This is a genomic window from Streptomyces sp. BL1 (assembly GCF_057628045.1).
Genome location: NZ_JBXYWZ010000002.1, coordinates 3,420,201 through 3,441,477, shown reverse-complemented (window position 1 = coordinate 3,441,477; position 21,277 = coordinate 3,420,201). Strand labels below are relative to the sequence as shown.

At 71.7% G+C, this 21,277-nt stretch carries 22 protein-coding genes; 19 read left to right on the top strand and 3 right to left on the bottom strand.

Annotated elements, in window-relative coordinates; translation table 11 throughout:
- Positions 1-148 precede the first annotated feature (148 nt).
- The 6 genes from rpsM to truA all read left to right on the top strand — a co-directional run bounded on the left by rpsM (position 149) and on the right by truA (position 4,503).
- Entirely contained in the window at positions 149-529 is a 381-nt protein-coding gene (rpsM, locus tag AC3AGO_RS15080) for a 30S ribosomal protein S13 (protein WP_487820716.1), read from the top strand.
- A 63-nt stretch (positions 530-592) separates the two neighbouring features.
- Positions 593-997 (top strand): 30S ribosomal protein S11, encoded by a 405-nt coding sequence (gene rpsK, locus AC3AGO_RS15075; protein ID WP_487820715.1) that lies wholly within the window; start codon positions 593-595, stop codon positions 995-997.
- A 30-nt stretch (positions 998-1,027) separates the two neighbouring features.
- A complete protein-coding gene (gene rpsD, locus AC3AGO_RS15070) occupies positions 1,028-1,654 on the top strand; it encodes a 30S ribosomal protein S4 (protein WP_487820714.1) in 627 nt (208 codons plus the stop codon).
- Between the two features lie 155 nt (positions 1,655-1,809).
- Positions 1,810-2,832: a DNA-directed RNA polymerase subunit alpha gene (locus AC3AGO_RS15065; protein WP_019354927.1), complete on the top strand. Its 1,023-nt coding sequence runs from the start codon at positions 1,810-1,812 to the stop codon at positions 2,830-2,832.
- A gap of 244 nt (positions 2,833-3,076) precedes the next feature.
- Positions 3,077-3,559, top strand: coding sequence for a 50S ribosomal protein L17 (gene rplQ / locus AC3AGO_RS15060; protein ID WP_487820713.1), 483 nt, complete (start codon positions 3,077-3,079; stop codon positions 3,557-3,559).
- Between the two features lie 77 nt (positions 3,560-3,636).
- Positions 3,637-4,503, top strand: a complete 867-nt coding sequence (truA, locus tag AC3AGO_RS15055; RefSeq protein WP_487820712.1) for a tRNA pseudouridine(38-40) synthase TruA — start codon at positions 3,637-3,639, stop codon at positions 4,501-4,503.
- Positions 4,504-4,555: 52 nt separating this feature from the next.
- On the opposite strand, the gene AC3AGO_RS15050 is transcribed toward truA, so the two are convergent.
- Positions 4,556-5,407: a hypothetical protein gene (locus AC3AGO_RS15050; RefSeq protein ID WP_487820711.1), complete on the bottom strand. Its 852-nt coding sequence runs from the start codon at positions 5,405-5,407 to the stop codon at positions 4,556-4,558.
- Positions 5,408-5,475: 68 nt separating this feature from the next.
- On the opposite strand from AC3AGO_RS15050, the gene AC3AGO_RS15045 reads away from it, so the two are divergent.
- The 4 genes from AC3AGO_RS15045 to glmM all read left to right on the top strand — a co-directional run bounded on the left by AC3AGO_RS15045 (position 5,476) and on the right by glmM (position 9,884).
- Complete coding sequence (locus AC3AGO_RS15045; protein ID WP_487820710.1) at positions 5,476-7,095, top strand: ABC-F family ATP-binding cassette domain-containing protein; 1,620 nt, start codon at positions 5,476-5,478, stop codon at positions 7,093-7,095.
- A gap of 241 nt (positions 7,096-7,336) precedes the next feature.
- The gene (gene rplM / locus AC3AGO_RS15040; RefSeq protein ID WP_487820709.1) at positions 7,337-7,780 is read left to right on the top strand and encodes a 50S ribosomal protein L13; all 444 of its coding nucleotides are present in this window, start codon (positions 7,337-7,339) and stop codon (positions 7,778-7,780) included.
- A 43-nt stretch (positions 7,781-7,823) separates the two neighbouring features.
- Positions 7,824-8,330 carry a 30S ribosomal protein S9 gene (rpsI, locus tag AC3AGO_RS15035; protein ID WP_487820708.1) on the top strand — a complete coding sequence of 169 codons (507 nt, stop codon included), beginning with the start codon at positions 7,824-7,826 and terminating at the stop codon, positions 8,328-8,330.
- Between the two features lie 195 nt (positions 8,331-8,525).
- Positions 8,526-9,884, top strand: coding sequence for a phosphoglucosamine mutase (glmM, locus tag AC3AGO_RS15030; RefSeq protein WP_487820707.1), 1,359 nt, complete (start codon positions 8,526-8,528; stop codon positions 9,882-9,884).
- Positions 9,885-10,341: 457 nt separating this feature from the next.
- Here the strand turns inward: glmM and coaA are convergent, their stop codons facing one another.
- Positions 10,342-11,292, bottom strand: coding sequence for a type I pantothenate kinase (gene coaA, locus AC3AGO_RS15025; protein WP_487820706.1), 951 nt, complete (start codon positions 11,290-11,292; stop codon positions 10,342-10,344).
- A 132-nt stretch (positions 11,293-11,424) separates the two neighbouring features.
- Between coaA and AC3AGO_RS15020 the strand changes: the two genes are divergently transcribed.
- From AC3AGO_RS15020 to AC3AGO_RS14980, 9 genes are all read left to right on the top strand, one after another.
- Positions 11,425-11,700 (top strand): hypothetical protein, encoded by a 276-nt coding sequence (locus AC3AGO_RS15020; RefSeq protein WP_487820705.1) that lies wholly within the window; start codon positions 11,425-11,427, stop codon positions 11,698-11,700.
- A gap of 47 nt (positions 11,701-11,747) precedes the next feature.
- Positions 11,748-13,595 (top strand): glutamine--fructose-6-phosphate transaminase (isomerizing), encoded by a 1,848-nt coding sequence (gene glmS / locus AC3AGO_RS15015; RefSeq protein ID WP_487820704.1) that lies wholly within the window; start codon positions 11,748-11,750, stop codon positions 13,593-13,595.
- Positions 13,592-13,963: a holo-ACP synthase gene (locus AC3AGO_RS15010; RefSeq protein WP_487820703.1), complete on the top strand. Its 372-nt coding sequence runs from the start codon at positions 13,592-13,594 to the stop codon at positions 13,961-13,963. Before glmS ends, AC3AGO_RS15010 begins: the two co-directional genes overlap by 4 nt.
- Positions 13,964-14,023: 60 nt before the next feature.
- Positions 14,024-15,487, top strand: a complete 1,464-nt coding sequence (locus AC3AGO_RS15005; protein WP_487820702.1) for an NAD(P)H-hydrate dehydratase — start codon at positions 14,024-14,026, stop codon at positions 15,485-15,487.
- Between the two features lie 363 nt (positions 15,488-15,850).
- Positions 15,851-16,729, top strand: coding sequence for a L,D-transpeptidase family protein (locus AC3AGO_RS15000; protein ID WP_487820701.1), 879 nt, complete (start codon positions 15,851-15,853; stop codon positions 16,727-16,729).
- A 70-nt stretch (positions 16,730-16,799) separates the two neighbouring features.
- Positions 16,800-18,026: an alanine racemase gene (alr, locus tag AC3AGO_RS14995; RefSeq protein WP_487820700.1), complete on the top strand. Its 1,227-nt coding sequence runs from the start codon at positions 16,800-16,802 to the stop codon at positions 18,024-18,026.
- A gap of 3 nt (positions 18,027-18,029) precedes the next feature.
- Complete coding sequence (locus AC3AGO_RS14990; protein ID WP_487820699.1) at positions 18,030-19,514, top strand: alpha/beta fold hydrolase; 1,485 nt, start codon at positions 18,030-18,032, stop codon at positions 19,512-19,514.
- A complete protein-coding gene (gene tsaE, locus AC3AGO_RS14985; RefSeq protein ID WP_487824665.1) occupies positions 19,447-20,040 on the top strand; it encodes a tRNA (adenosine(37)-N6)-threonylcarbamoyltransferase complex ATPase subunit type 1 TsaE in 594 nt (197 codons plus the stop codon). Before AC3AGO_RS14990 ends, tsaE begins: the two co-directional genes overlap by 68 nt.
- Positions 20,041-20,265: 225 nt before the next feature.
- A complete protein-coding gene (locus tag AC3AGO_RS14980) occupies positions 20,266-20,511 on the top strand; it encodes a hypothetical protein (RefSeq protein ID WP_487820698.1) in 246 nt (81 codons plus the stop codon).
- 34 nt (positions 20,512-20,545) lie between these two features.
- On the opposite strand, the gene AC3AGO_RS14975 is transcribed toward AC3AGO_RS14980, so the two are convergent.
- The gene (locus AC3AGO_RS14975) at positions 20,546-21,118 is read right to left on the bottom strand and encodes a hypothetical protein (protein ID WP_487820697.1); all 573 of its coding nucleotides are present in this window, start codon (positions 21,116-21,118) and stop codon (positions 20,546-20,548) included.
- Positions 21,119-21,277 lie beyond the last annotated feature (159 nt).

Below are 21,277 nucleotides of genomic sequence, written 5' to 3'. Positions count from 1 at the left end.
CGACCCCCCGCCCTGAATCTTTCATGTCGGTGGGGACGACACCCCCGGTCGGAGGCCGGGGACCTTGCGCGTCCTGAGCCCGTTGCGGTCACAGGCGCAAGGGACGGTGCTGCGGCAGACCTCCGAATAGCAATCAGGAGCCACATCCATGGCACGCCTCGCAGGCGTCGACCTCCCGCGTGAGAAGCGCATCGAGGTCGCCCTCACCTACGTCTTCGGCATTGGTCGCACCCTTGCCCAGCAGACTCTGAGTGAGACCGGGGTCAGCCCGGACACTCGCGTGCGCGACCTGTCCGAAGAGGACCTGGTCAACATCAACAAGTACGTGGACGCCAACCTCCAGGTGGAGGGTGACCTCCGTCGTGAGATTCAGGCCGACATCCGCCGCAAGGTGGAGATCGGCTGCTACGAGGGTCTGCGGCACCGCCGTGGTCTCCCGGTCCACGGTCAGCGCACGAAGACCAACGCCCGTACCCGCAAGGGTCCGCGTCGCGCGATCGCCGGCAAGAAGAAGCCGGGCAAGAAGTAGTCCTCACCGGACGCGTTTCCGCGGTCCGCGTTGTAGGACCGACCACCTCCACGGGAGTTATGCATGCCTCCGAAGGGCCGTACGGCCGGCGCCAAGAAGGTGCGCCGCAAGGACAAGAAGAACGTCCCCGCTGGGCACGCTCACATCAAGAGCACGTTCAACAACACCATCGTTTCGATCACCGACCCCACCGGGAACGTGGTCTCCTGGGCCTCGGCCGGCCACGTCGGCTTCAAGGGCTCGCGCAAGTCGACGCCGTTCGCGGCGCAGATGGCGGCGGAGAACGCCGCGCGTCGCGCCCAGGAGCACGGCATGCGGAAGGTCGACGTGTACGTCAAGGGTCCCGGCTCCGGCCGTGAGACCGCGATCCGTTCGCTCCAGGCCACCGGCCTCGAGGTCGGGTCCATCCAGGACGTCACGCCGACGCCGCACAACGGCTGCCGCCCGCCGAAGCGTCGTCGGGTCTGACGACCAGCTGAAGTAGGAGATAACTAGAAAATGGCGCGATACACCGGGGCCGACTGCAAGCGTTGCCGTCGGGAGAAGCAGAAGCTCTTCCTCAAGGGGAGCAAGTGCGAAAGCGCGAAGTGCCCGATCGAGATCCGTCCTTACCCCCCGGGTGAGCACGGTCGCGGGCGCACCAAGGACTCCGAGTACCTGCTGCAGAAGCGTGAAAAGCAGAAGGCAGCCCGTATTTACGGCGTCCTGGAGAAGCAGTTCCGCGGGTACTTCAACGAGGCCAACCGTGGGCAGGGCAAGACTGGTGAGAACCTGCTCCGGATCCTCGAGACCCGTCTGGACAATGTGGTGTACCGGGCAGGCTTCGCCAAGTCCCGGGACCACGCTCGTCAGCTGGTCAAGCACGGCCACATCGCCCTCAACGGGCGGAAGACCGACATTCCGTCGGCCCGCGTGTCCGTGAACGACATCGTCGAGGTCCGTGAGTCCTCCCGCTCCATGACCCCCTTCCAGGTGGCTCAGGCGGAGGCCGGCGAGAAGACCACTCCGGCATGGCTGGAGGTCATCCCGTCGCAGATGCGGATCCTCGTGCACTCGCTGCCCGAGCGTCCTGTGATCGACACGCAGGTGCAGGAGCAGCTGATCGTCGAGCTGTACTCGAAGTAATTCGGGCCGGTTCCATGATCCCGGGGTTCTGTCCCGTACAGAGCCCGACGGATACGGGTGGAGCCGCACGGAATGTGTGGTTCCGCCCGTACCCTTGAAGCATCGTTGTCTGGCTTGGCATCAAATAGCGGGTGCCGAAGACTGGAGTACTTCCCATGCTGATCGCTCAGCGTCCCTCTCTGACCGAAGAGGTCGTCGACGAGTTCCGCTCCCGGTTCGTGATCGAGCCGCTGGAGCCGGGCTTCGGCTACACCCTCGGCAACTCCCTCCGTCGTACGCTCCTCTCCTCGATCCCCGGTGCGGCTGTGACCAGCATCCGGATCGACGGCGTTCTGCACGAGTTCTCGACCGTGCCGGGCGTCAAGGAGGACGTCACCGACCTGATCCTCAACATCAAGTCCCTCGTCGTCTCCTCGGAGCACGACGAGCCGGTCGTGATGTACCTGCGCAAGCAGGGCCCGGGTCTGGTCACCGCCGCGGACATCGCGCCGCCGGCCGGTGTCGAGGTGCACAACCCGGACCTCGTCCTCGCCACGCTGAACGGCAAGGGCAAGCTGGAGATGGAGCTGACCGTCGAGCGCGGTCGCGGCTACGTCTCCGCCGTGCAGAACAAGCAGGTGGGCCAGGAGATCGGCCGTATCCCGGTCGACTCCATCTACTCCCCGGTGCTCAAGGTCACGTACAAGGTCGAGGCGACCCGTGTCGAGCAGCGCACCGACTTCGACAAGCTGATCGTCGACGTCGAGACCAAGCAGGCCATGCGTCCGCGCGACGCCATGGCGTCGGCCGGCAAGACCCTGGTCGAGCTGTTCGGTCTGGCGCGCGAGCTCAACGTCGACGCCGAGGGCATCGACATGGGCCCGTCCCCGACGGACGCCGCGCTGGCCGCCGATCTGGCACTGCCGATCGAGGAGCTGGAGCTCACCGTCCGTTCCTACAACTGCCTCAAGCGCGAGGGCATCCACTCCGTGGGTGAGCTCGTGGCGCGTTCCGAGGCGGACCTGCTCGACATCCGCAACTTCGGTGCGAAGTCGATCGACGAGGTCAAGGCGAAGCTGGCCGGCATGGGCCTGGCCCTCAAGGACAGCCCGCCCGGATTCGACCCGACCGCCGCGGCGGACGCGTTTGGCGCGGACGACGACGCGGACGCGGGCTTCGTGGAGACCGAGCAGTACTGAGCCCTCTGGCCGGACGGGCCGGGTCCCTCGGGGCCTGGTCCCGCCCGGTGAGGAGGGCTGCGGGAGCGCTGTGCTTTTGCGCAGTTCCCCGCGCCCCTGAACCCGGAGCTGCGGACCCGCTGTGGGTTTGCGCAGTTCCCCGCGCCCCTGTTGGGGCGCATCCGTACACCCCGGTACCTGATACGGCCGGGACTGCCGTCGGTGCCTGGTACGGCCGGCGCAGGACAACAAAGGAGAACGAACCATGCCGAAGCCCACCAAGGGTGCCCGTCTGGGCGGCAGTGCCTCGCACCAGAAGGCCATGCTGGGGAACCTCGCCACGGCCCTTTTCGAGCACGGCCGGATCACCACGACCGAGGCGAAGGCCCGCCGCCTGCGCCCGGTCGCGGAGCGTCTGATCACCAAGGCGAAGAAGGGCGACCTTCACAACCGCCGTCAGGTCATGCGCACGATCCTGGACAAGGGCGTCGTGCACACCCTGTTCACCGAGATCGGCCCGCGTTACGAGAACCGCCCGGGTGGCTACACCCGCATCACCAAGATCGGTAACCGCCGTGGCGACAACGCGCCCATGGCCGTCATCGAGCTGGTGGAGGCCCTGACCGTGCAGCAGCAGGCTGTCGGTGAGGCCGAGGCGGCGACCAAGCGCACCGCGAAGGACGCCGAGGCGGCTGCCGAGTCCAAGGACGAGGCCGCGGACGCCGAGGGCGAGTCCAAGGACGCCTGAGGCTCGCTGAGCTGACCGAAGTGGGCCCGCTCCCCGTTGGGGGCGGGCCCACTCGTGTGTGGTGAGAGGATCACGGTGTGAGTGACGCGGTGGAGCCCGGGTTCGTGCGGGTGCGGCTGGATCTGGCGTACGACGGGCGGGAGTTCAGCGGCTGGGCCAAGCAGAAGGGCGGGCAGCGGACCGTACAGGGCGAGCTGGAGTCCGCGCTGCAGGTCGTCATGCGGCTGCCGGAGCCGGTCGAGCTGACGGTGGCCGGGCGTACGGACTCGGGGGTGCACGCCCGTGGGCAGGTCGCGCATGTGGATCTGCCGGAGGACGTCTGGGCCGAGCACGGCGAGCAGTTGCTGCGGCGGCTGGCGGGGCGACTGCCCATGGACGTACGGGTGTTCCGCGTGGGGGAGGCGCCGCCGCACTTCAACGCGCGCTTCTCGGCGATCTGGCGGCGGTACGCGTACCGGGTGTGCGATCACCCCGGGGGAGTGGACCCGCTGCGCCGCGGGTTCGTGCTGTGGCACAACTGGCCGCTGGACGTGGACGCCATGAACGAGGCGGCCCAACAGCTCGTCGGCGAGCACGACTTCGCGGCGTACTGCAAGAAGCGCGAGGGCGCGACGACCATCCGTACGCTGCGCGAGCTCAGTTGGGTGCGGCAGCCGGACGGGGTGCTGGAGGCGACCGTGCTGGCGGACGCCTTCTGCCACAACATGGTGCGTTCGCTGGTCGGCGCGATGCTGTTCGTCGGTGACGGGCACCGGCCGCCGGAGTGGCCCGGCAAGGTGCTGGCCGCGGGCGTACGGGACTCCGCCGTGCACGTCGTACGGCCGCACGGGCTGACCCTCGAAGAGGTCGGCTACCCGGCGGACGAGGAGCTGGCGGCCCGCAATCTCGCGTCCCGCAACAAGCGGTCGCTGCCCGGGGCCGGCGACGCCCCGGGCTGCTGCTGACGCTCCCTGACAGGGGTGCCCCTGAGAGGGGAGCCCCCGTCAGGGACGCCCCTCAGGACTGGGGCGAGGCCGTGGCCGCCGCGGCGGCCTGGGCCTGACCGCGCTGGAGGACGCGCTGGTAGGTGTACTTCGAGGCGTCCAGGCTCGTGCGGATCGCCGGCTTGTCGGAGGGGCCCGCCTCCTTGCCGTTGGTGTGCCCGGAGATGGTGAAGAAGGCGTACCGGCCGAGGGAGTCGGCCGTCGTACGGCAGCCGACCGTGCGGCAGAAGTCGGGAACGCCCTTGCCGGGGAGGGCGACGACGTTCGGCTTGTACTGCTTCTTCACGGCGGCCGCCGTCCTGGCGTCCTCGAAGACGGCGACGCCGACGGTGACCGCGAGCCCGTTCTTGGTGAAGGTCGCGCGGAACATCCGCTCGCAGTCGTGCCTCGACAGCACGGGGCCGAGCTCCGCGTGCGCGGCGGACGTGCACTTCTTGCTGGTCGACGTGGCCTTCCTGGCGTACTCCCGGCCGTTCACCGCCGCCTTGCTCTCCGGGAAGAGCGACGCCACGCTGAGCGGCGCCTTGTCGTGCTGCCTGTCCGCGATGAAGTCCTCGGGAGGGGGCGGGGGCGGCGCGTCGTCCTGGAAGCTCGGCCCCGGCTGACTCGGCGAGTCGGAGGGCAGGTCCTCCGGCGCGGGAAGGGACTCGGACGGGTTGTCCGAGGCGCTCCCGCCGCCGCTCTCGCTGACGACCGCGACCGCGACGATGCCCGCGACCGCGGCGGTGGCCAGCGCCCCTCCGCCGATCAGCAGCCATCGCTTGCGACGGCTGCGCTTCTGCTCCGCTTCCTCGGCGAGCGCCGCCCAGTCCGGGGTGGACGTGCCGCCGGGACCCCACTCGGGTCCCCCCTGCCCAAAGCTCATGGAGCGCATCTTATGCGCTGCCGAAAACGGGTTGGGCGGGGTGGACGGGGTCGGAGAGAATCCGCTGTATGGGTCATGTGGAGGTCGCGCACCTGGACTGTGGTCTGCCCGACGGGCGGCCGCTGCTCACCGATGTCTCGTTCCGGGTGGGGGAGGGCGCCTCCGCCGCGCTGGTCGGGCCGAACGGGGCGGGCAAGACGACCCTGGTGCGGCTGATCTCCGGTGAACTCGCCCCGGACGCCGGGTCGGTGACGGCCAGTGGGGGACTGGGCGTGATGCCGCAGTTCATCGGCTCCGTACGGGACGAGAGCACCGTGCGGGACCTGCTCGTATCGGTGGCTCGGCCCGCACTGAAGAAGGCCGCGTACGCGGTGGACGCCGCCGAACTCGCCGTCATGGAACGGGACGACGAGGCCGCGCAGATGCAGTACGCGCAGGCGCTCGCCGACTGGGCCGAGGTGCAGGGGTACGAGGCGGAGACGCTGTGGGACATGTGCACCGTGGCGGCGCTCGGCATCCCGTACGAGAAGGCCCAGTGGCGTCAGGTGCGCACGCTGTCCGGCGGTGAGCAGAAGCGGCTCGTCCTGGAGGCGCTGCTGCGCGGCAACGACGAGGTGCTGCTGCTGGACGAGCCGGACAACTATCTGGACGTGCCCGGCAAGCGGTGGCTGGAGGGGAAGCTGCGCGAGACCCGTAAGACGGTGCTCTTCATCTCGCACGACCGGGAGCTGCTCGCGCAGGCGGCGGACCGCATCGTCAGCGTCGAGCCGAGCCCGGCCGGCAGCGACGTATGGGTGCACGGCGGCGGATTCGCGAGCTATCACGAGGCGCGCAAGGAGCGCTTCGCCCGCTTCGAGGAGCTGCGCCGCCGCTGGGACGAGAAGCGCGCGCAGCTGCGGAAGCTGGTGGACAGCCTGCAGCGGGCCGCAGCGGTCAGCCACGAGATGGCCTCGCGGTACGCGGCGGCGCAGACCAGGCTGCGGAAGTTCGAGGAGGCGGGCCCGCCGCCGGAGCCGCCCAAGGAGCAGGACATCCGGATGCGGCTGCAGGGCGGCCGTACCGGGGTGCGCGCCGTGACCTGCGAGGAGCTGGAGCTGACCGGGCTGATGAAGCCCTTCTCGCTGGAGATCTTCTACGGCGAACGCGTCGCCGTGCTGGGCTCGAACGGGTCGGGGAAGTCGCACTTCCTGCGGCTGCTCGCCGGCGACGGCGTACCGCACACCGGCGGCTGGAAGCTCGGCGCGCGCGTCGTACCCGGGCACTTCGCGCAGACCCACGCCCACCCGGAGCTGGAGGGGCGCACGCTGCTGGACATCCTGTGGACGGAGCACGCCAGGGACCGCGGGGCCGCGATGTCGGCGCTGCGCCGGTACGAGCTGACGGGCCAGGCGGAGCAGCGGTTCGACCGGCTGTCGGGCGGCCAGCAGGCGCGGTTCCAGATCCTCCGGCTCGAACTGGACGGCGCCACCGCGCTGTTGCTCGACGAGCCGACGGACAACCTGGACCTGGACTCGGCCGAGGCGCTGCAGGAGGGGCTGGAGGCGTACGACGGGACGGTGCTCGCCGTCACCCACGACCGCTGGTTCGCCCGGTCCTTCGACCGCTTCCTTGTCTTCGGCGCGGACGGCCGGGTGCGGGAAGTGGGAGAGCCCGTGTGGGACGAGGGACGCGTGGTGCGCGACCGCTAGCGGAGGCCCGGTCGCGGGGCACGGCCGCGTTTTGACCCGGATGGGTGGAGGCCGGTACTCTGCGAGGTCGTTGTGTGTATTGGCTTGCTCATTCTCACGTGGGAGGCCTTGCACCGGCCACATCGGCCGATGACCCATCGATCAGCACGAGCGGCTTGCGTCACCGTGGTGCGATCGGGGATGTCGAATTGCCAGGTGGCCTTGTCAGGACCCACTCACTGAAGAAGCGAAGGCTACGACCGTGCGTACGTACAGCCCCAAGCCCGGCGACGTCCAGCGCCAGTGGCACATCATCGACGCCCAGGACGTCGTCCTGGGCCGGCTGGCCTCTCAGGCCGCCACGCTCCTGCGGGGCAAGCACAAGCCCGTGTACGCCCCCCACGTTGACACCGGTGACTTCGTCATCATCGTCAACGCCGACAAGGTGCACCTGTCCGGCAACAAGCGGACGCAGAAGCTGGCCTACCGGCACTCCGGCTACCCGGGCGGCCTGCGGTCCGTCCGCTACGACGAGCTGCTGGAGAAGAACCCGGAGAAGGCCGTCGAGAAGGCCATCAAGGGCATGATCCCGAAGAACACGCTCGGCCGGCAGATGCTGTCCAAGCTGAAGGTGTACGCGGGTCCCAACCACCCGCACGGCGCCCAGCAGCCGGTGCCGTTCGAGATCTCCCAGGTCGCGCAGTAAGTCCGGCCACACCACCTAAGACGAAAAGAAGCTGAGGAGAATCGTGGCCGAGACCACCCCTGAGACCCCCGTCGAGGGCGTCGAGGAGTACACCACCGAGACCCCCGAGGGCAGCCTGGAGGAGTTCACCTCCGAGTCCCTCGCGTCCCGCTTCGGCGACCCGCAGCCGGCTGCCGGCGTCGGCCGCCGCAAGAACGCCGTCGCCCGCGTCCGCATCATCCCGGGCTCCGGCAAGTGGAAGATCAACGGGCGCACCCTTGAGGGCTACTTCCCCAACAAGGTGCACCAGCAGGAGGTCAACGAGCCCTTCAAGGTGCTCGAGCTGGACGACCGCTACGACGTGGTCGCCCGCATCTCCGGCGGCGGCATCTCGGGCCAGGCGGGCGCGCTGCGCCTGGGCGTGGCCCGTGCGCTCAACGAGGCGGACGTGGACAACAACCGCGGCCCGCTGAAGAAGTCCGGCTTCCTGACCCGCGACGCGCGTGCCGTCGAGCGGAAGAAGGCCGGTCTCAAGAAGGCCCGTAAGGGCACGCAGTACAGCAAGCGCTGACGCTCGGCGCGCGCTGCACTGCTGCTCAGCTGTCCGGGCGAGTTTCTCGCCCGGGCCCGCAGCATCGACGCCCCGGCGGCACGGCACGTGCCGCCGGGGCGTTGTCTTATTCGGTTTTATCGGGGGCGTACACCTGACAGGGCATCAGGGGCGGAGCAGCCCGTGTGCCAGGCACGAACTCGCGGAGGAAGCACGGTGGGACGACTCTTCGGTACGGACGGCGTACGCGGTGTCGCCAATGAGGGGCTGACGGCCGAGATGGCGCTCGGTCTGTCGGTCGCGGCGGCGGATGTTCTGGCCGAGGGGGGATCCTTCGAGGACCAGCGGCCGGTGGCCGTGGTCGGGCGGGACCCGCGTGCTTCGGGCGAGTTCCTGGAGGCCGCCGTGGTGGCGGGCCTGGCGAGCGCCGGGGTCGACGTACTGCGGGTGGGCGTCCTGCCGACGCCGGCCGTCGCCTATCTGACCGGCGCGCTCGGCGCCGATCTGGGCGTGGTGCTGTCGGCGAGCCACAACGCCATGCCGGACAACGGCATCAAGTTCTTCGCGCGGGGCGGGCACAAGCTGCCCGACGCGCAGGAGGACCGCATCGAGACGCTGTACCGCGCGCACGAGGCGGGCCAGGAGTGGGACCGTCCGACCGGCGCCGGCGTGGGCCGCGTCCGGGAGTACGTGGAGGGCTTCGACAACTACGTCGCGCACCTCGTGGGCGTCCTGCCGAACCGGCTCGACGGGCTGAAGATCGTCATCGACGGCGCGCACGGCGCGGCCTCCCGGGTCTCGCCCGAGGCCTTCGCGCGGGCCGGCGCCGACGTGATCACGATCGGCACGGACCCGGACGGCCTGAACATCAACGAGGACTGCGGCTCGACCCACCTCTCCGGCCTGCAGGCGGCCGTCGTGGAGCACGGCGCGGACCTCGGCGTCGCGCACGACGGTGACGCGGACCGCTGCCTGGCCGTCGACGCCGAGGGCAGGGAGATCGACGGGGACCAGATCCTCGCCGTGCTCGGCGTCGCCATGAAGGAGGCCGGGGCGCTGCGCAAGAGCACCGTGGTCGCCACGGTGATGTCCAACCTCGGCTTCAAGCTGGCCATGGAGCGCGAGGGCATCGCGGTCCTGCAGACCGCCGTCGGCGACCGGTACGTGCTCGAGGAGCTGAAGAACGGCGGCTACTCGCTGGGCGGCGAGCAGTCCGGGCACGTGATCGTGCTGGACCACGCGACCACCGGCGACGGCACGCTGACCGGCCTGATGCTGGCCGCGCGGGTCGCCGCGACGGGCAAGTCCCTCGCGGAACTGGCCACCGTGATGGAGCGGCTGCCGCAGGTCCTGGTGAACGTGCGGGACGTCGACAAGTCCCGGGTCGCCACGTCGCCCGAGGTGGCCGCCGCGGTCGCCGAAACCGAGGCCGAACTCGGCGAGACCGGACGGGTGCTGCTGCGCTCCTCCGGTACGGAGCCGCTGGTGCGGGTCATGGTCGAGGCGGCGGACGAGGAGCAGGCGCGGGAGGCCGCGGAGCGGTTGGCCGACGTGGTGAAGCGGGCGCTGGGCTGACGCCTCCGCCGCTGGGGGCCCGCGGCCCGAGCTGTGGGCAGCTGGTCCGCCCTTGGGGCGGAACGGGTGGGCACAGCGGACCGCACCCGCGAGCTTTGCCTCCCGGCACGTGACGCAGGCGCGCCGCCTGTGCGGGCGCGTTCCGCTGTACGGCGTGCGCCTGCGTAGGGGTGCGGGGTGCGTTCCCTGCGCGGGTGCGGTCCCGGTGTGCCCACCCGTTCCGCCCCGCGGAACGCCTGCCCACACCTCGCAGGTGTGCCCGCCCCGCGCGGCGGAGCCGCACATCGATGCAGCCGCCCCCGCGGAACGCCTGCCCACACCTCGGAGGTGTGCCCGCCCCGCGCGGCGGAGCCGCACATCGATGCAGCCGCCCCGCGGAACGCCTGCCCACACCTCGCAGGTGTGCCCGCCCCGCGCGGCGGAGCCGTACATTGATGCAGCCGCTCACAGCGCAGGGTTACAGCTTGCGGAGGGACAGGCGTTCTACTGCGTGGTCGCGGCCCTTGTGGAGCTGGAGGGTGGCGCGGCCGCGGGTCGGGGCGATGTTCTGCTCCAGGTTCGGGCGGTTGATGGTGCGCCAGGTGTTCCGGGCGTAGTCCAGCGCCTCTTCCTCCGAGACCGACGTGTACTTGTGGAAGAACGAGCGCGGGTCCTGGAAGGCCGTCTCGCGCAGCTTCCGGAAGCGGCTCAGATACCACTGCTCGACGTCGGCCGTCCGCGCGTCCACGTACACGGAGAAGTCGAAGTAGTCGGCGACGGCGACGCGGGTGCGGCCGTCCTTGCCGGGCAGGGCCGGCTGGAGCACGTTCAGGCCCTCGACGATCAGGATGTCGGGGCGGTGCACGGTGAGCCGTTCGCCCGGCACGATGTCGTAGATCAGATGTGAGTAGACGGGCGCCGTCACCTCGGGCTTGCCGGCCTTCACGTCGGCGACGAAGCGGGTGAGCGCGCGCCGGTCGTACGACTCGGGGAAGCCCTTACGGGACATCAGGCCGCGCTGCTCCAGTTCGGCCTTGGGCAGCAGGAAGCCGTCCGTGGTCACCAGCTCCACCCGCGGGTGTTCGGGCCAGCGGGCGAGCAGGGCCTGCAGCAGGCGCGCGACCGTCGACTTGCCGACGGCGACGCTGCCCGCGACGCCGATGACGAACGGGGTGCCGCGCTGTGCCCCGTTGCCGCCGGCGTCGCCGACGAAGGTGTTCAGGGCGTCGCGCAGATGGTTCGTGGCGCCGACGTACAGATTGAGCAGCCGGGACAGCGGCAGATAGATGTCCCGTACCTCGTCGAGGTCGATGACGTCGCCGAGTCCGCGCAGCTCCTCGACCTCGTCGGCGGTCAGCGGCAGGGGCGTGCGCTCGCGGAGCGCACTCCACTCCGCGCGCGAGAGATCCACGTATGGCTTCGTTGGCACGCTGCCATTCTCCGCCCTGGCCTGCGGCGATCACTTCCGGGGGCCCGGTGTCCAGCGGTAACCGCGGTACGGGTGTGACGCATATGTGGGCAGCAGGTGTACGCGTGAGGCTTTTACCGTTACGTTTCCGGCATGTCTCGCAGCCCGAGCCGTCTGCGGCTCAAGTTCCGCTTCCGGAAAGGCCGTTCCGCCGCTCCGGGGTCTGCGCTGCCTCCCGGTGACCACGCGGCGCGGGTGTGCGAGGACCTCTCCGCCGACCTTCCCGACGAGGACCTGACGGAGGACCTCTCGGACGCGCTGGACCTCTACGTGGTGGGCAGCAAGCCGCGCTGCGAGGAGGCCGAGTATCTGGAGCTGGTCGAGGACGCCATCGACCGGATCGCGCACGGCGAGCAGCCCGACAGGTGACCGGACAGGTGATCGCCGCCGGGTGGGGCGCCGCGTAGGCTGCGCGCATGTGCGGAATCGTCGGTTACGTGGGAGGGCGTTCGGCCCTCGATGTCGTCATCGCCGGATTGCAGCGGCTGGAGTACCGCGGCTATGACTCCGCGGGAGTCGCCGTGCCGGCCGACGGCGGCCTGGCTGTCGCGAAGAAGGCCGGGAAACTCGCCAATCTGCACAAGGAGCTGGCGGAGCGTCCGCTGTCCGCCGGCACCTCCGGGATCGGCCACACCCGCTGGGCCACCCACGGGGCCCCGAACGACGTCAACGCCCATCCGCATCTGGACAATTCGGGCCGGGTCGCCGTCGTGCACAACGGCATCATCGAGAACTTCGCCCGGCTGCGCGCCGATCTGGCCGACCGCGGTCACGACCTGGTCTCCGAGACGGACACCGAGGTCGTGGCGCACCTGGTCGCCGAGGAGTTCTCCGCCACCGGCGATCTGGCGGAGGCGATGCGGCAGGTGTGCCGGCAGCTGGAGGGCGCCTTCACGCTCGTCGCGGCCTGCGCCGACGACCCGGACGTGGTGGTCGGCGCGCGCCGCAACTCGCCGCTGGTGGTGGGTGTCGGCGACGGCGAGAGCTTCCTCGCCTCGGACGTGGCGGCCTTCATCGAGTACACCCGGGAGGCCGTCGAGCTCGGCCAGGACCAGGTCGTGGAGGTGCGCAAGGACGGCGTCACCGTCACGGACTTCGACGGCGCGCCGGCCGACGTCCGGCCGTTCCACATCGACTGGGACGCCTCGGCCGCCGAGAAGGGCGGCTACGACTACTTCATGCTCAAGGAGATCGCCGAGCAGCCGCGGGCCGTCGCTGACACCCTGCTCGGCCGGATCGACGCCGCGGGCGAACTGACCCTGGACGAGGTGCGGATCCCCGACTCGGTGCTGCGGGAGATCGACAAGGTCGTGATCGTGGCCTGCGGTACGGCGTTCCACGCGGGCATGATCGCGAAGTACGCCATCGAGCACTGGACCCGCATCCCCTGCGAGACGGAGCTGGCCAGCGAGTTCCGCTACCGGGACCCGATCCTCGACCCGCGCACGCTGGTGATCGCGGTCAGCCAGTCCGGCGAGACCATGGACACCCTGATGGCGCTCCGGCACGCGCGTGAGCAGGGCGCGAAGGTGCTCGCCATCTGCAACACCAACGGATCGACCATCCCCCGCGAGTCGGACGCCGTGCTCTACACGCACGCGGGCCCGGAGGTCGCCGTCGCCTCCACCAAGGCGTTTCTGACCCAGCTCGTCGCCTGCTATCTGGTGGCGCTCTACCTGGGCCAGGTGCGCGGTACGAAGTGGGGCGACGAGGTCGTCGGCGTGATCCGCGAGCTGTCCGCGATCTCCACACAGGTGGAGGACGTGCTGCAGACCATGGAGCCCGTACGGGAGCTGGCGCGCGGCCTCGCCGACAAGGGGACGGTGCTGTTCCTGGGACGGCATGTGGGCTATCCGGTGGCGCTGGAAGGGGCGTTGAAGCTCAAGGAGCTGGCGTACATGCACGCCGAGGGCTTCGCGGCCGGAGAGCTGAAGCACGGCCCGATCGCGCTCATCGAGGAGGACGTGCCGGTGGTCGTCGTCGTGCCGTCGCCGCGCGGGCGCTCCGTGCTGCACGACAAGATCGTGTCGAACATCCAGGAGATCCGGGCGCGCGGCGCCCGCACGATCGTCATCGCGGAACGCGGCGACGAGACGGTCCGGCCGTACGCGGACCACATGATCGAGATCCCGGAGACGCCGACGCTGCTGCAGCCGCTGGTGGCCACCGTGCCGTTGCAGGTCTTCGCGTGCGAGCTCGCCACGGCCCGCGGCAACGAGGTCGACCAGCCGCGGAACCTGGCGAAGTCGGTGACCGTGGAGTGAGCGTCATCGGAGTCGGCATCGACGTCGCCGAGATCGACCGCTTCGAGCAGGCGATGGAGCGCACGCCGACGCTGGGCGAACGGCTCTTCGTGGCGGGCGAGCTGTGGCTGCCGAGCGGCGAGCGCCGGGGCATCGCCTCGCTGGCCGCGCGGTTCGCCGCGAAGGAGGCGCTCGCCAAGGCGCTGGGCGCCCCCAAGGGGCTGCGCTGGACGGACGCGGAGGTCGTGACGGCCGACTCGGGCCAGCCCTCGCTGTTCGTACGGGGCACCGTCGCCGCGCGGGCGCAGGAGCTCGGCGTACGGGGCTGGCACGTGTCCCTGTCGCACGACGCGGGAGTCGCCTCCGCCGTGGTGATCGCCGAGGGGTGACGCGGTGGTCCCCGCGATGACGCTCCTCGCGATCTGCCGACGGTCCGTCAGACTGGGCGCATGAGGACTGCGTACAGCGTGGAGGACGTACGGGCGGCCGAGCGGGAACTGATGGCGCGGCTCCCCGGGGGAACCCTGATGCAGCGCGCCGCCGCGGGGCTGGCCGCCGCGTGCGCCGGGATGCTCGGGCACACCTACGGGGCGCGGGTCGTACTGCTGGCCGGCAGCGGTGACAACGGGGGCGACGCCCTGTACGCCGGGGCGCGGCTCGCCCGGCGGGGCGCCGCGGTGACGGCCGTACTGCTCTCCCCGGAGCGTGTGCACGAGGGCGGACTGACGGCGCTCCGGCGTGCGGGAGGGCGCACGGTGGTGGCGCCCGGCGCCGTGGTCGAAGGGGCCGCGGTGCCCGTCGGGCCGCTGCTGGAGCGGGCGGACCTCGTCGTGGACGGGATCGTCGGCATCGGCGGCAAGGGCGGACTGCGCCCGGTGGCCGTCGAGTTGATGGACCTGGTCCGGGAGGCCGGGGTGCCGGTGCTCTCCGTCGACCTGCCGAGCGGCGTGGACGCCGACACCGGGGAGATGCAGGGCGAGGCCGTACGGGCCGACGCGACGGTGACCTTCGGCGCGTACAAGCCGGGGCTGCTCATCGACCCCGCGCGGGAGCGCGCGGGCGCACTCCGGCTCGTCGACATCGGACTCGGCACGGCGGGCGCCGCCCCCGAGGCGGAGGCCCTCCAGCACGCGGACGTACGGGAGTTGCTGCCGCGGCCCTCGGCGGAGAGCGACAAGTACCGCCGGGGTGTCGTGGGCGTCTCCGCCGGGTCCGCGCGCTATCCGGGCGCCGCCGTGCTCGCCGTGTCCGGGGCGCTGCGCGGGGGCGCGGGCGCCGTGCGGTACGCGGGGCCGGCGGCGGACGCGGTCGTCGCCCGCTTCCCGGAGACGCTCGTGTCGGGCGGGCCGCCGTCCGAGGCGGGGCGCGTACAGGCGTGGGTGGCCGGACCCGGGCTGGGCGAGGACCGGGTGGCGGTCGACGACGTCCTGGCCGCCGAGGTGCCGGTGCTCATCGACGCGGACGGGCTGCGGCTGGCGGATGAGGGAGCGCTTCAGGGGCGCGCGGCGCGCGGGCTGCCGACGCTGCTGACCCCGCACGCCGGGGAGGCCGCCGCGCTCCTCGGCCGGTCGCGCGAGGAGGTCGAGGCGGGCCGCCTCGCCGCGGTACGCGAACTGGCGTCCCGTACGGGGGCGACGGTGCTGCTCAAGGGGTCCACGACGGTCGTCGCCGACGCGACGGGGCCCGTACGGGTCAACCCGACGGGGACCGGCTGGCTCGCCACGGCGGGCAGCGGCGACGTGCTGTCGGGCCTCGTCGGCGCGCTGCTCGCCGCGGGGCTGCCGGCCCGCGACGCGGGGTCCGTGGGCGCCTATCTGCACGGGCTGGCGGGGCGGTTCGCGGCGGTGCCGGTGAGTGCGTCGGATGTGGCGGCGGCGCTTTCCCGCGCGTGGCGCGAGGTCCTGACGGACTGAGGACCCCGCCAAGCTGTGGGCAGCTGGTCCGCCCTGGGGGCGGAACGGGTGGGCACAGCGGACCGCCGGCCGCGAGGTCTGTCCCCTACGCACCCGGCCCATGCGCACCGCGTGCGGGGCACGTCCCGCTGAACGGCCTGCGCCTGCGTGGGGTGCGGGGTGCGAACCCTGCGCGGGTGCGGTCCGGTGTGCCCGCCCGTCCCGCCCTCTGGGCGGACCGCCGCCCACACCTCGGTGGGACGCCGGCCCACACCTCTGCGGAGCGCAGCCCCACACCTCGGGTAAGGGTGTGGGCCACCGGGGTGGACTTCGGGGGAGCTCGGGCGGGGACGGGGACGGGTAGTCGGTGTGTTGAGACGACAGATGAAGGCGATGGGTGTGCTGCTCGCCACCCTCACTCTGGTGCCCCTCACCGGCACCGCCGACGCCGACCCCGGCCCCGTCCCCGTACGTGATCTGGTTCCCGGCGTGCCCGCGCCCCACGAGGAGCGCTACCAGCAGGACACCCCGGACCAGGGCACGGTGCCCCGTAAGGGAGACCGTCCCCGGCTGACGCCCGGCGCCCAGTACGCGCGGCACGACAGCGACGCCATCGAGTACGTGCCGCGCAGCGAGGCGGAGCACAGCCGCACCGAGGCCGGTACCGGTCCGCGCGCCAAGTGCACCGCGAAGACCGGCCCGTACCAGCGCAAGATCGAGCGCTTCCTGAAGCGGAAGGCCGACGGCCGTCAGTCGCGCGCCGACTGCGCGGCCATCCGCAGCTACCAGAAGAAGCACCGCATCAAGCCCGCCAACGGCTTCGCGGGGCCGGTCACGTACCGGGTGATGCGCCTCCAGTGGGCCCGCGCCAACCCGGAAAAGCTGCGCGGCTGTCCGAAGAAGCGCGGGCGGGTGGCCTGCGTGGATCTGACGCACCAGCTGATGTGGGTGCGCAAGGCCGGCCGGACGGAGATGCTGCCGGTGCCGATGCGGTCGGGGCGGGACGGGTACGAGACCCGTAAGGGATGGTTCCGGGTCGAGTGGCGGCACAAGCACCACCGTTCGTCCATCTACGGCTCGCCGATGCCGTACAGCCAGTTCTTCAGCGGCGGCCAGGCCTTCCACGGAATCTACAAGAGCGTATACAACCCGCCCGGTTCGTACGGGTGCGTCAACCTCCGCTACCGCGACGCCGGGAAGCTGTGGAAGACGCTGCACAAGGGCGACCGCGTGTACGTCTGGGGCCGCAAGCCCGGCACCTGACCGGCAGTGAGCTACGTCCCACGCCGCCTCGCCGCCCGGCCCCGCCGGACCGACCTGGGACACTGGCTGCGTGAACGACCAGCTTCCGCACCGCGCGTACGCCGAGATCGACCTCGGCGCCGTGCGCGACAACGTCCGCGTGCTGCGCTCCTGTGCGCCCCGCGCGGAGCTGATGGCCGTGGTGAAGTCCGACGCGTACGGCCACGGCGCCGTGCAGTGCGCCCGCGCGGCCCGGCAGGCCGGCGCGAGCTGGCTGGGCACGGCGACGCCCGAGGAGGCCCTGGCGCTGCGCGCCGCGGGGGACCGGGGCCGCCTGATGTGCTGGCTGTGGACGCCGGGCGGCCCGTGGCGGGAAGCCATCGAGGCCGACATCGACGTGTCGGTGAGCGGGAGTTGGGCGCTGGACGAGGTGCTCGCCGCGGCGCGCGCCTGCGGGCGTACGGCGCGGGTGCAGCTGAAGGCCGACACGGGGCTGGGCAGAGGCGGCTGCCAGCCCGCCGACTGGCCCGGCCTCGTCGCCGCGGCGCGTGCCGCCGAGGCGGAGGGCGCGATCAAGGTGACCGGCGTCTGGTCGCACTTCGCCTGCGCCGACGAGCCGGGCCACCCGGCGAACGCCGCCCAACTCGACGCGTTCCGCGAGGCGCTGGCCACCGCCGAGCGGGCCGGCCTCGATCCGGAGGTGCGGCACCACGCCAACTCCCCGGCGACGCTGACCCTTCCGGAGTCCCACTTCGATCTCGTCCGGCCGGGCGTCTCGGTGTACGGCCTGTCACCCTCGCCCGAGGTCGGGGTGGCCGCCGAGCTGGGGCTGCGCCCCGCGATGACGCTGACCGCGTCGCTGGCGCTGTGCAAGCGGGTGCCCGCGGGACACGGCGTGTCGTACGGGCACAGCTATCACACGACGGGCGACACGACCCTCGCCCTGATCCCCCTCGGCTACGCCGACGGCATCCCGCGGCACGCCTCGGGCGCCGGGCCCGTGCTGGTGGCGGGGAAGCGGCGGACGGCGGCCGGGCGGATCGCGATGGACCAGTTCGTGGTGGATCTCGGCGGCGATCTGGCCCGGGCCGGCGACCAGGCCCTGCTGTTCGGCCCCGGCGACCGGGGCGAGCCGACGGCGGAGGACTGGGCACGGGCCGCCGGCACCATCTCGTACGAGATCGTTACGAGGATCAGCAGCCGGGTACCGCGCGTCCATGTGCAGGAACGGACCGAAGCGGCCACTGCGCCCGAAGCGGCGGACGTGACCGGAGTGACCATGAGCGACACCCAGAGCAGTGCGGGCAGCGGGGGCTGAACAATGAGCGAGGGCAAGCGGACCGTGGACACGGCCGGTACGGCCGCGCGCGCGATCGTCGACGCGGCGGAGGCGGGCGCGGCCGGCGCCGGAGGCGGCAAGTGGCGCAGAGCCGGGTTCGCGGGCGCGGCCATAGGGCTGGTGGCGGCGGGTGTCGCCACCGAGCGGCTGACGGTGCACCGCGCCGTACGGCAGAAGGCGCGCCTCGCGCTGGACGCGGCGGGGCCGTACGGCTCGCTGCGCGGCACGGAGGGCTCGGCCGTCGCGGAGGACGGCACCGCGCTGCACTTCGAGACCGACGAGATCGGCGACCTCGCGGAGGACGGCAGTACCGAGGGGAACGCCGCGGCGGACGGCAGTGACGCCGGGCACGGTGCGGGCCCGCACAGCCGGGAGGCCGCGGCCGCGGCGGCGGCGGACGGCGCGGGCGGCCCGAGCGTCGAGCCGATCCGGCTGGGTCCGCCGGGCGCGCAGCCGGTGCCGGCCGCGGAGGAGGGCGGCTCGCAGCGCAGCAGGCTGCTGCGGCTGCTGGGCAGAAAGCGCGCGCGTTCCGGAGCCGAACAGGCGGCGGGCGCCGCGCAGTTGCCCACGGTGGTGTTCTGCCACGGGTACTGCCTCAGCCAGGACGTCTGGCACTTCCAGCGCGCGGCCCTGCGCGGCGCCGTGCGCGCCGTCTACTGGGATCAGCGCAGCCACGGCAGGTCGGGCCGGGCGCCCGTCGGCGAGCCGGTCAGCATCGACCTGCTCGGCCGGGATCTGAAGGCGGTGCTGGACGAGGCCGTGCCGGAGGGCCCGATCGTGCTGGTCGGGCACTCGATGGGCGGCATGACGGTGATGGCCCTCGCCGACCAGTTCCCGGACTTCGTCGCGGAGCGCGTCGTGGGCGCCGCCTTCATCGGCACCAGCGCGGGCGGCCTGGAGGATCTCACCTACGGGCTGCCGCTGCCGCCCGCCGGGGTGAAGGCCGTGCGGCGGCTGGTGCCCGGGGTCCTCAAGGCGCTGGTCGCGCAGACCGAGCTGGTCGAGAAGGGCCGGCGGGCCGCGGCCGACCTGTTCACGGGGCTGGTCAAGCGCTATTCGTTCGGCGAGGTGCGCGAGGTCGACCCGGGGGTGGCGCGGTTCGCGGAGCGGCTCATCGAGTCGGTGCCGATCGACGTCGTCGCGGAGTTCTATCCGGCCTTCGAGGCGCACGAGAAGACCGAGGCCCTCGCCGCGTTCGACGGGCGGCCCGCGCTGGTGCTGGCCGGCGACCGCGATCTGCTCACCCCGTACGCGCACAGCGAGGCGATCGCCGCCGCGTTGCCCGCGGCGAAGCTGCAGATCCTGGAGCGTACGGGCCATCTGGCCATGCTGGAGCGCCCGGAGACGGTCAACGAACGCATTGCCGAGTTGCTGACGCGTACCATCCGGACGCATGGGAATGGAAGCACCGCAGTACTCCCCGCAATCACCGGCAGCCGTCGACGGGCGTCCGAGCGGCGCGGCTAGCGCCGACGGCGTCGTCACGACAGTCGACGCGCACACCCCGGAGGGGATGCGCGAGCTGGGGCGGCAGCTCGCCGCGCTGCTGCGCCCCGGTGATCTGGTGCTGCTCACGGGCGAGTTGGGGGCCGGCAAGACCACGCTGACCCGCGGCCTCGGCGAGGGGCTCGACGTACGCGGCGAGGTGACCTCGCCGACCTTCGTCATCGCGCGGGTGCATCCCGCGCTGCGGGACGGCCCGCCGCTGGTGCACGTCGACGCGTACCGGCTGGGCGGCGGTCTCGACGAGATGGAGGACCTGGACCTCGACGTGTCGCTGCCCGAGTCGGTGGTGGTCGTCGAGTGGGGCGAGGGCAAGGTCGAGGAGCTCTCCGAGGACCGGCTGCACGTCGTGATCGAGCGCACCACGGGCGGCACGGAGGCGGCGGACGCGCTGGAGGCCGGCGAGGACGACGTACGGAAGGTCACCGTCACCGGGCTCGGTGCCCGCTGGGCCGGGGCCGATCTGACACCGCTCGGCCGGACCGTCTGAGGGCGGGCCCGTACGGGAGCCCGTAGGGGGGGCCGTACGGGAGCCATGACGGGAGCCCTTACGGGGTCAGTACGGGTCGGCGCGGGAACTCCGGGCGCCGCGGGTTCGTTTCCGACATGGTGTCGGGAAGATGTTGCGCGCGTGGTGGGCGACGTGGTCCTATGGAGACCGAGAGCTGGGTTAGGTCTGCCTAACCACGCGCCCAGGAGCCCCGGAGGGACCCCCATGACGGCCCAAGAGCACGAGAACAGGCAGGGAACGCCCTCGATGCGTCAGCTGCTGGAGTCCTGTGCGGCCGCTGACGCGGTGTCGACTCCGCCTGCGGACGAGACGGGCGGCACGGGCGAGGCCGGCGCGCGGACCGGAAAGCCGGCCGGGCGTGCGGGCGCGGTGGACGCGGACGCCGTGAGCGCCGCGGCCGTTCTCTCCGTTCCGGACCAGCGCCCCGGCCGCGACCAGGACGCGGCCTGAGCTCCTGAACCCCTGAACCGGAGCCCCGGCGGCGTTACTTGACGACGACGACCGGTGTGCCGATGGTCGCGAACGTCCACAGGGCCTCGCCGTCCGTGCGGCTCTCCCGGATGCCGCCGGTCTTCCGGCTCGGGTCCGGCTCCGCCGTCGAGCCGTTGAGTGCCGCGCTGAAGCCGATCGTGGTGTCGCCCACGGTGGCGAACCGCACGACGTTCTCCACCGGCACCCCGTCGGAGCCCGTGATGTGTCCCGAACGGGTCGTCACCTTGTAGCTGCCCGGCTGCGGGCTGACCGTGCTGGGCTTCACCGTGTAGGTACGGGAGACCTTGCCGTCGGCGCCGACGAGCCAGACACGTTCCCGGCCGAGGGCGTAGACCACACGCTGTCCGCTGCCGGAGGCGGCCGGCAGCTCCTTGCCCTTCGCCTTGTCCCCGGACTTGTGTCCGCCGGACCCCGGCGAGGCGGAGGCGCTGGGCTTTCCGGCAGGTGAACCCGCCTTGTCCTGGGCGGCGTTGGCCTGGAACGCGAAGAAGCCGATGACCGCTATCGCCACCGCCGTCAGGCCGGCGACGAACACTCCCGGGCTGCCGCCTCCGCTGCGTGCCACCGTGCGCCACCTCTCGCATAGCACTCTTGTGCGTCGCCGTCCGCACTTTCGTGCTAACCGGCCATTCCGGCGTTGACGGTAGCAGGATGAGGAGGCAGATCCCGTCAGACCATGCCCGGGAGCGCCTCTGGCAAAAGGTGGGACTTGGAGTAACCACGC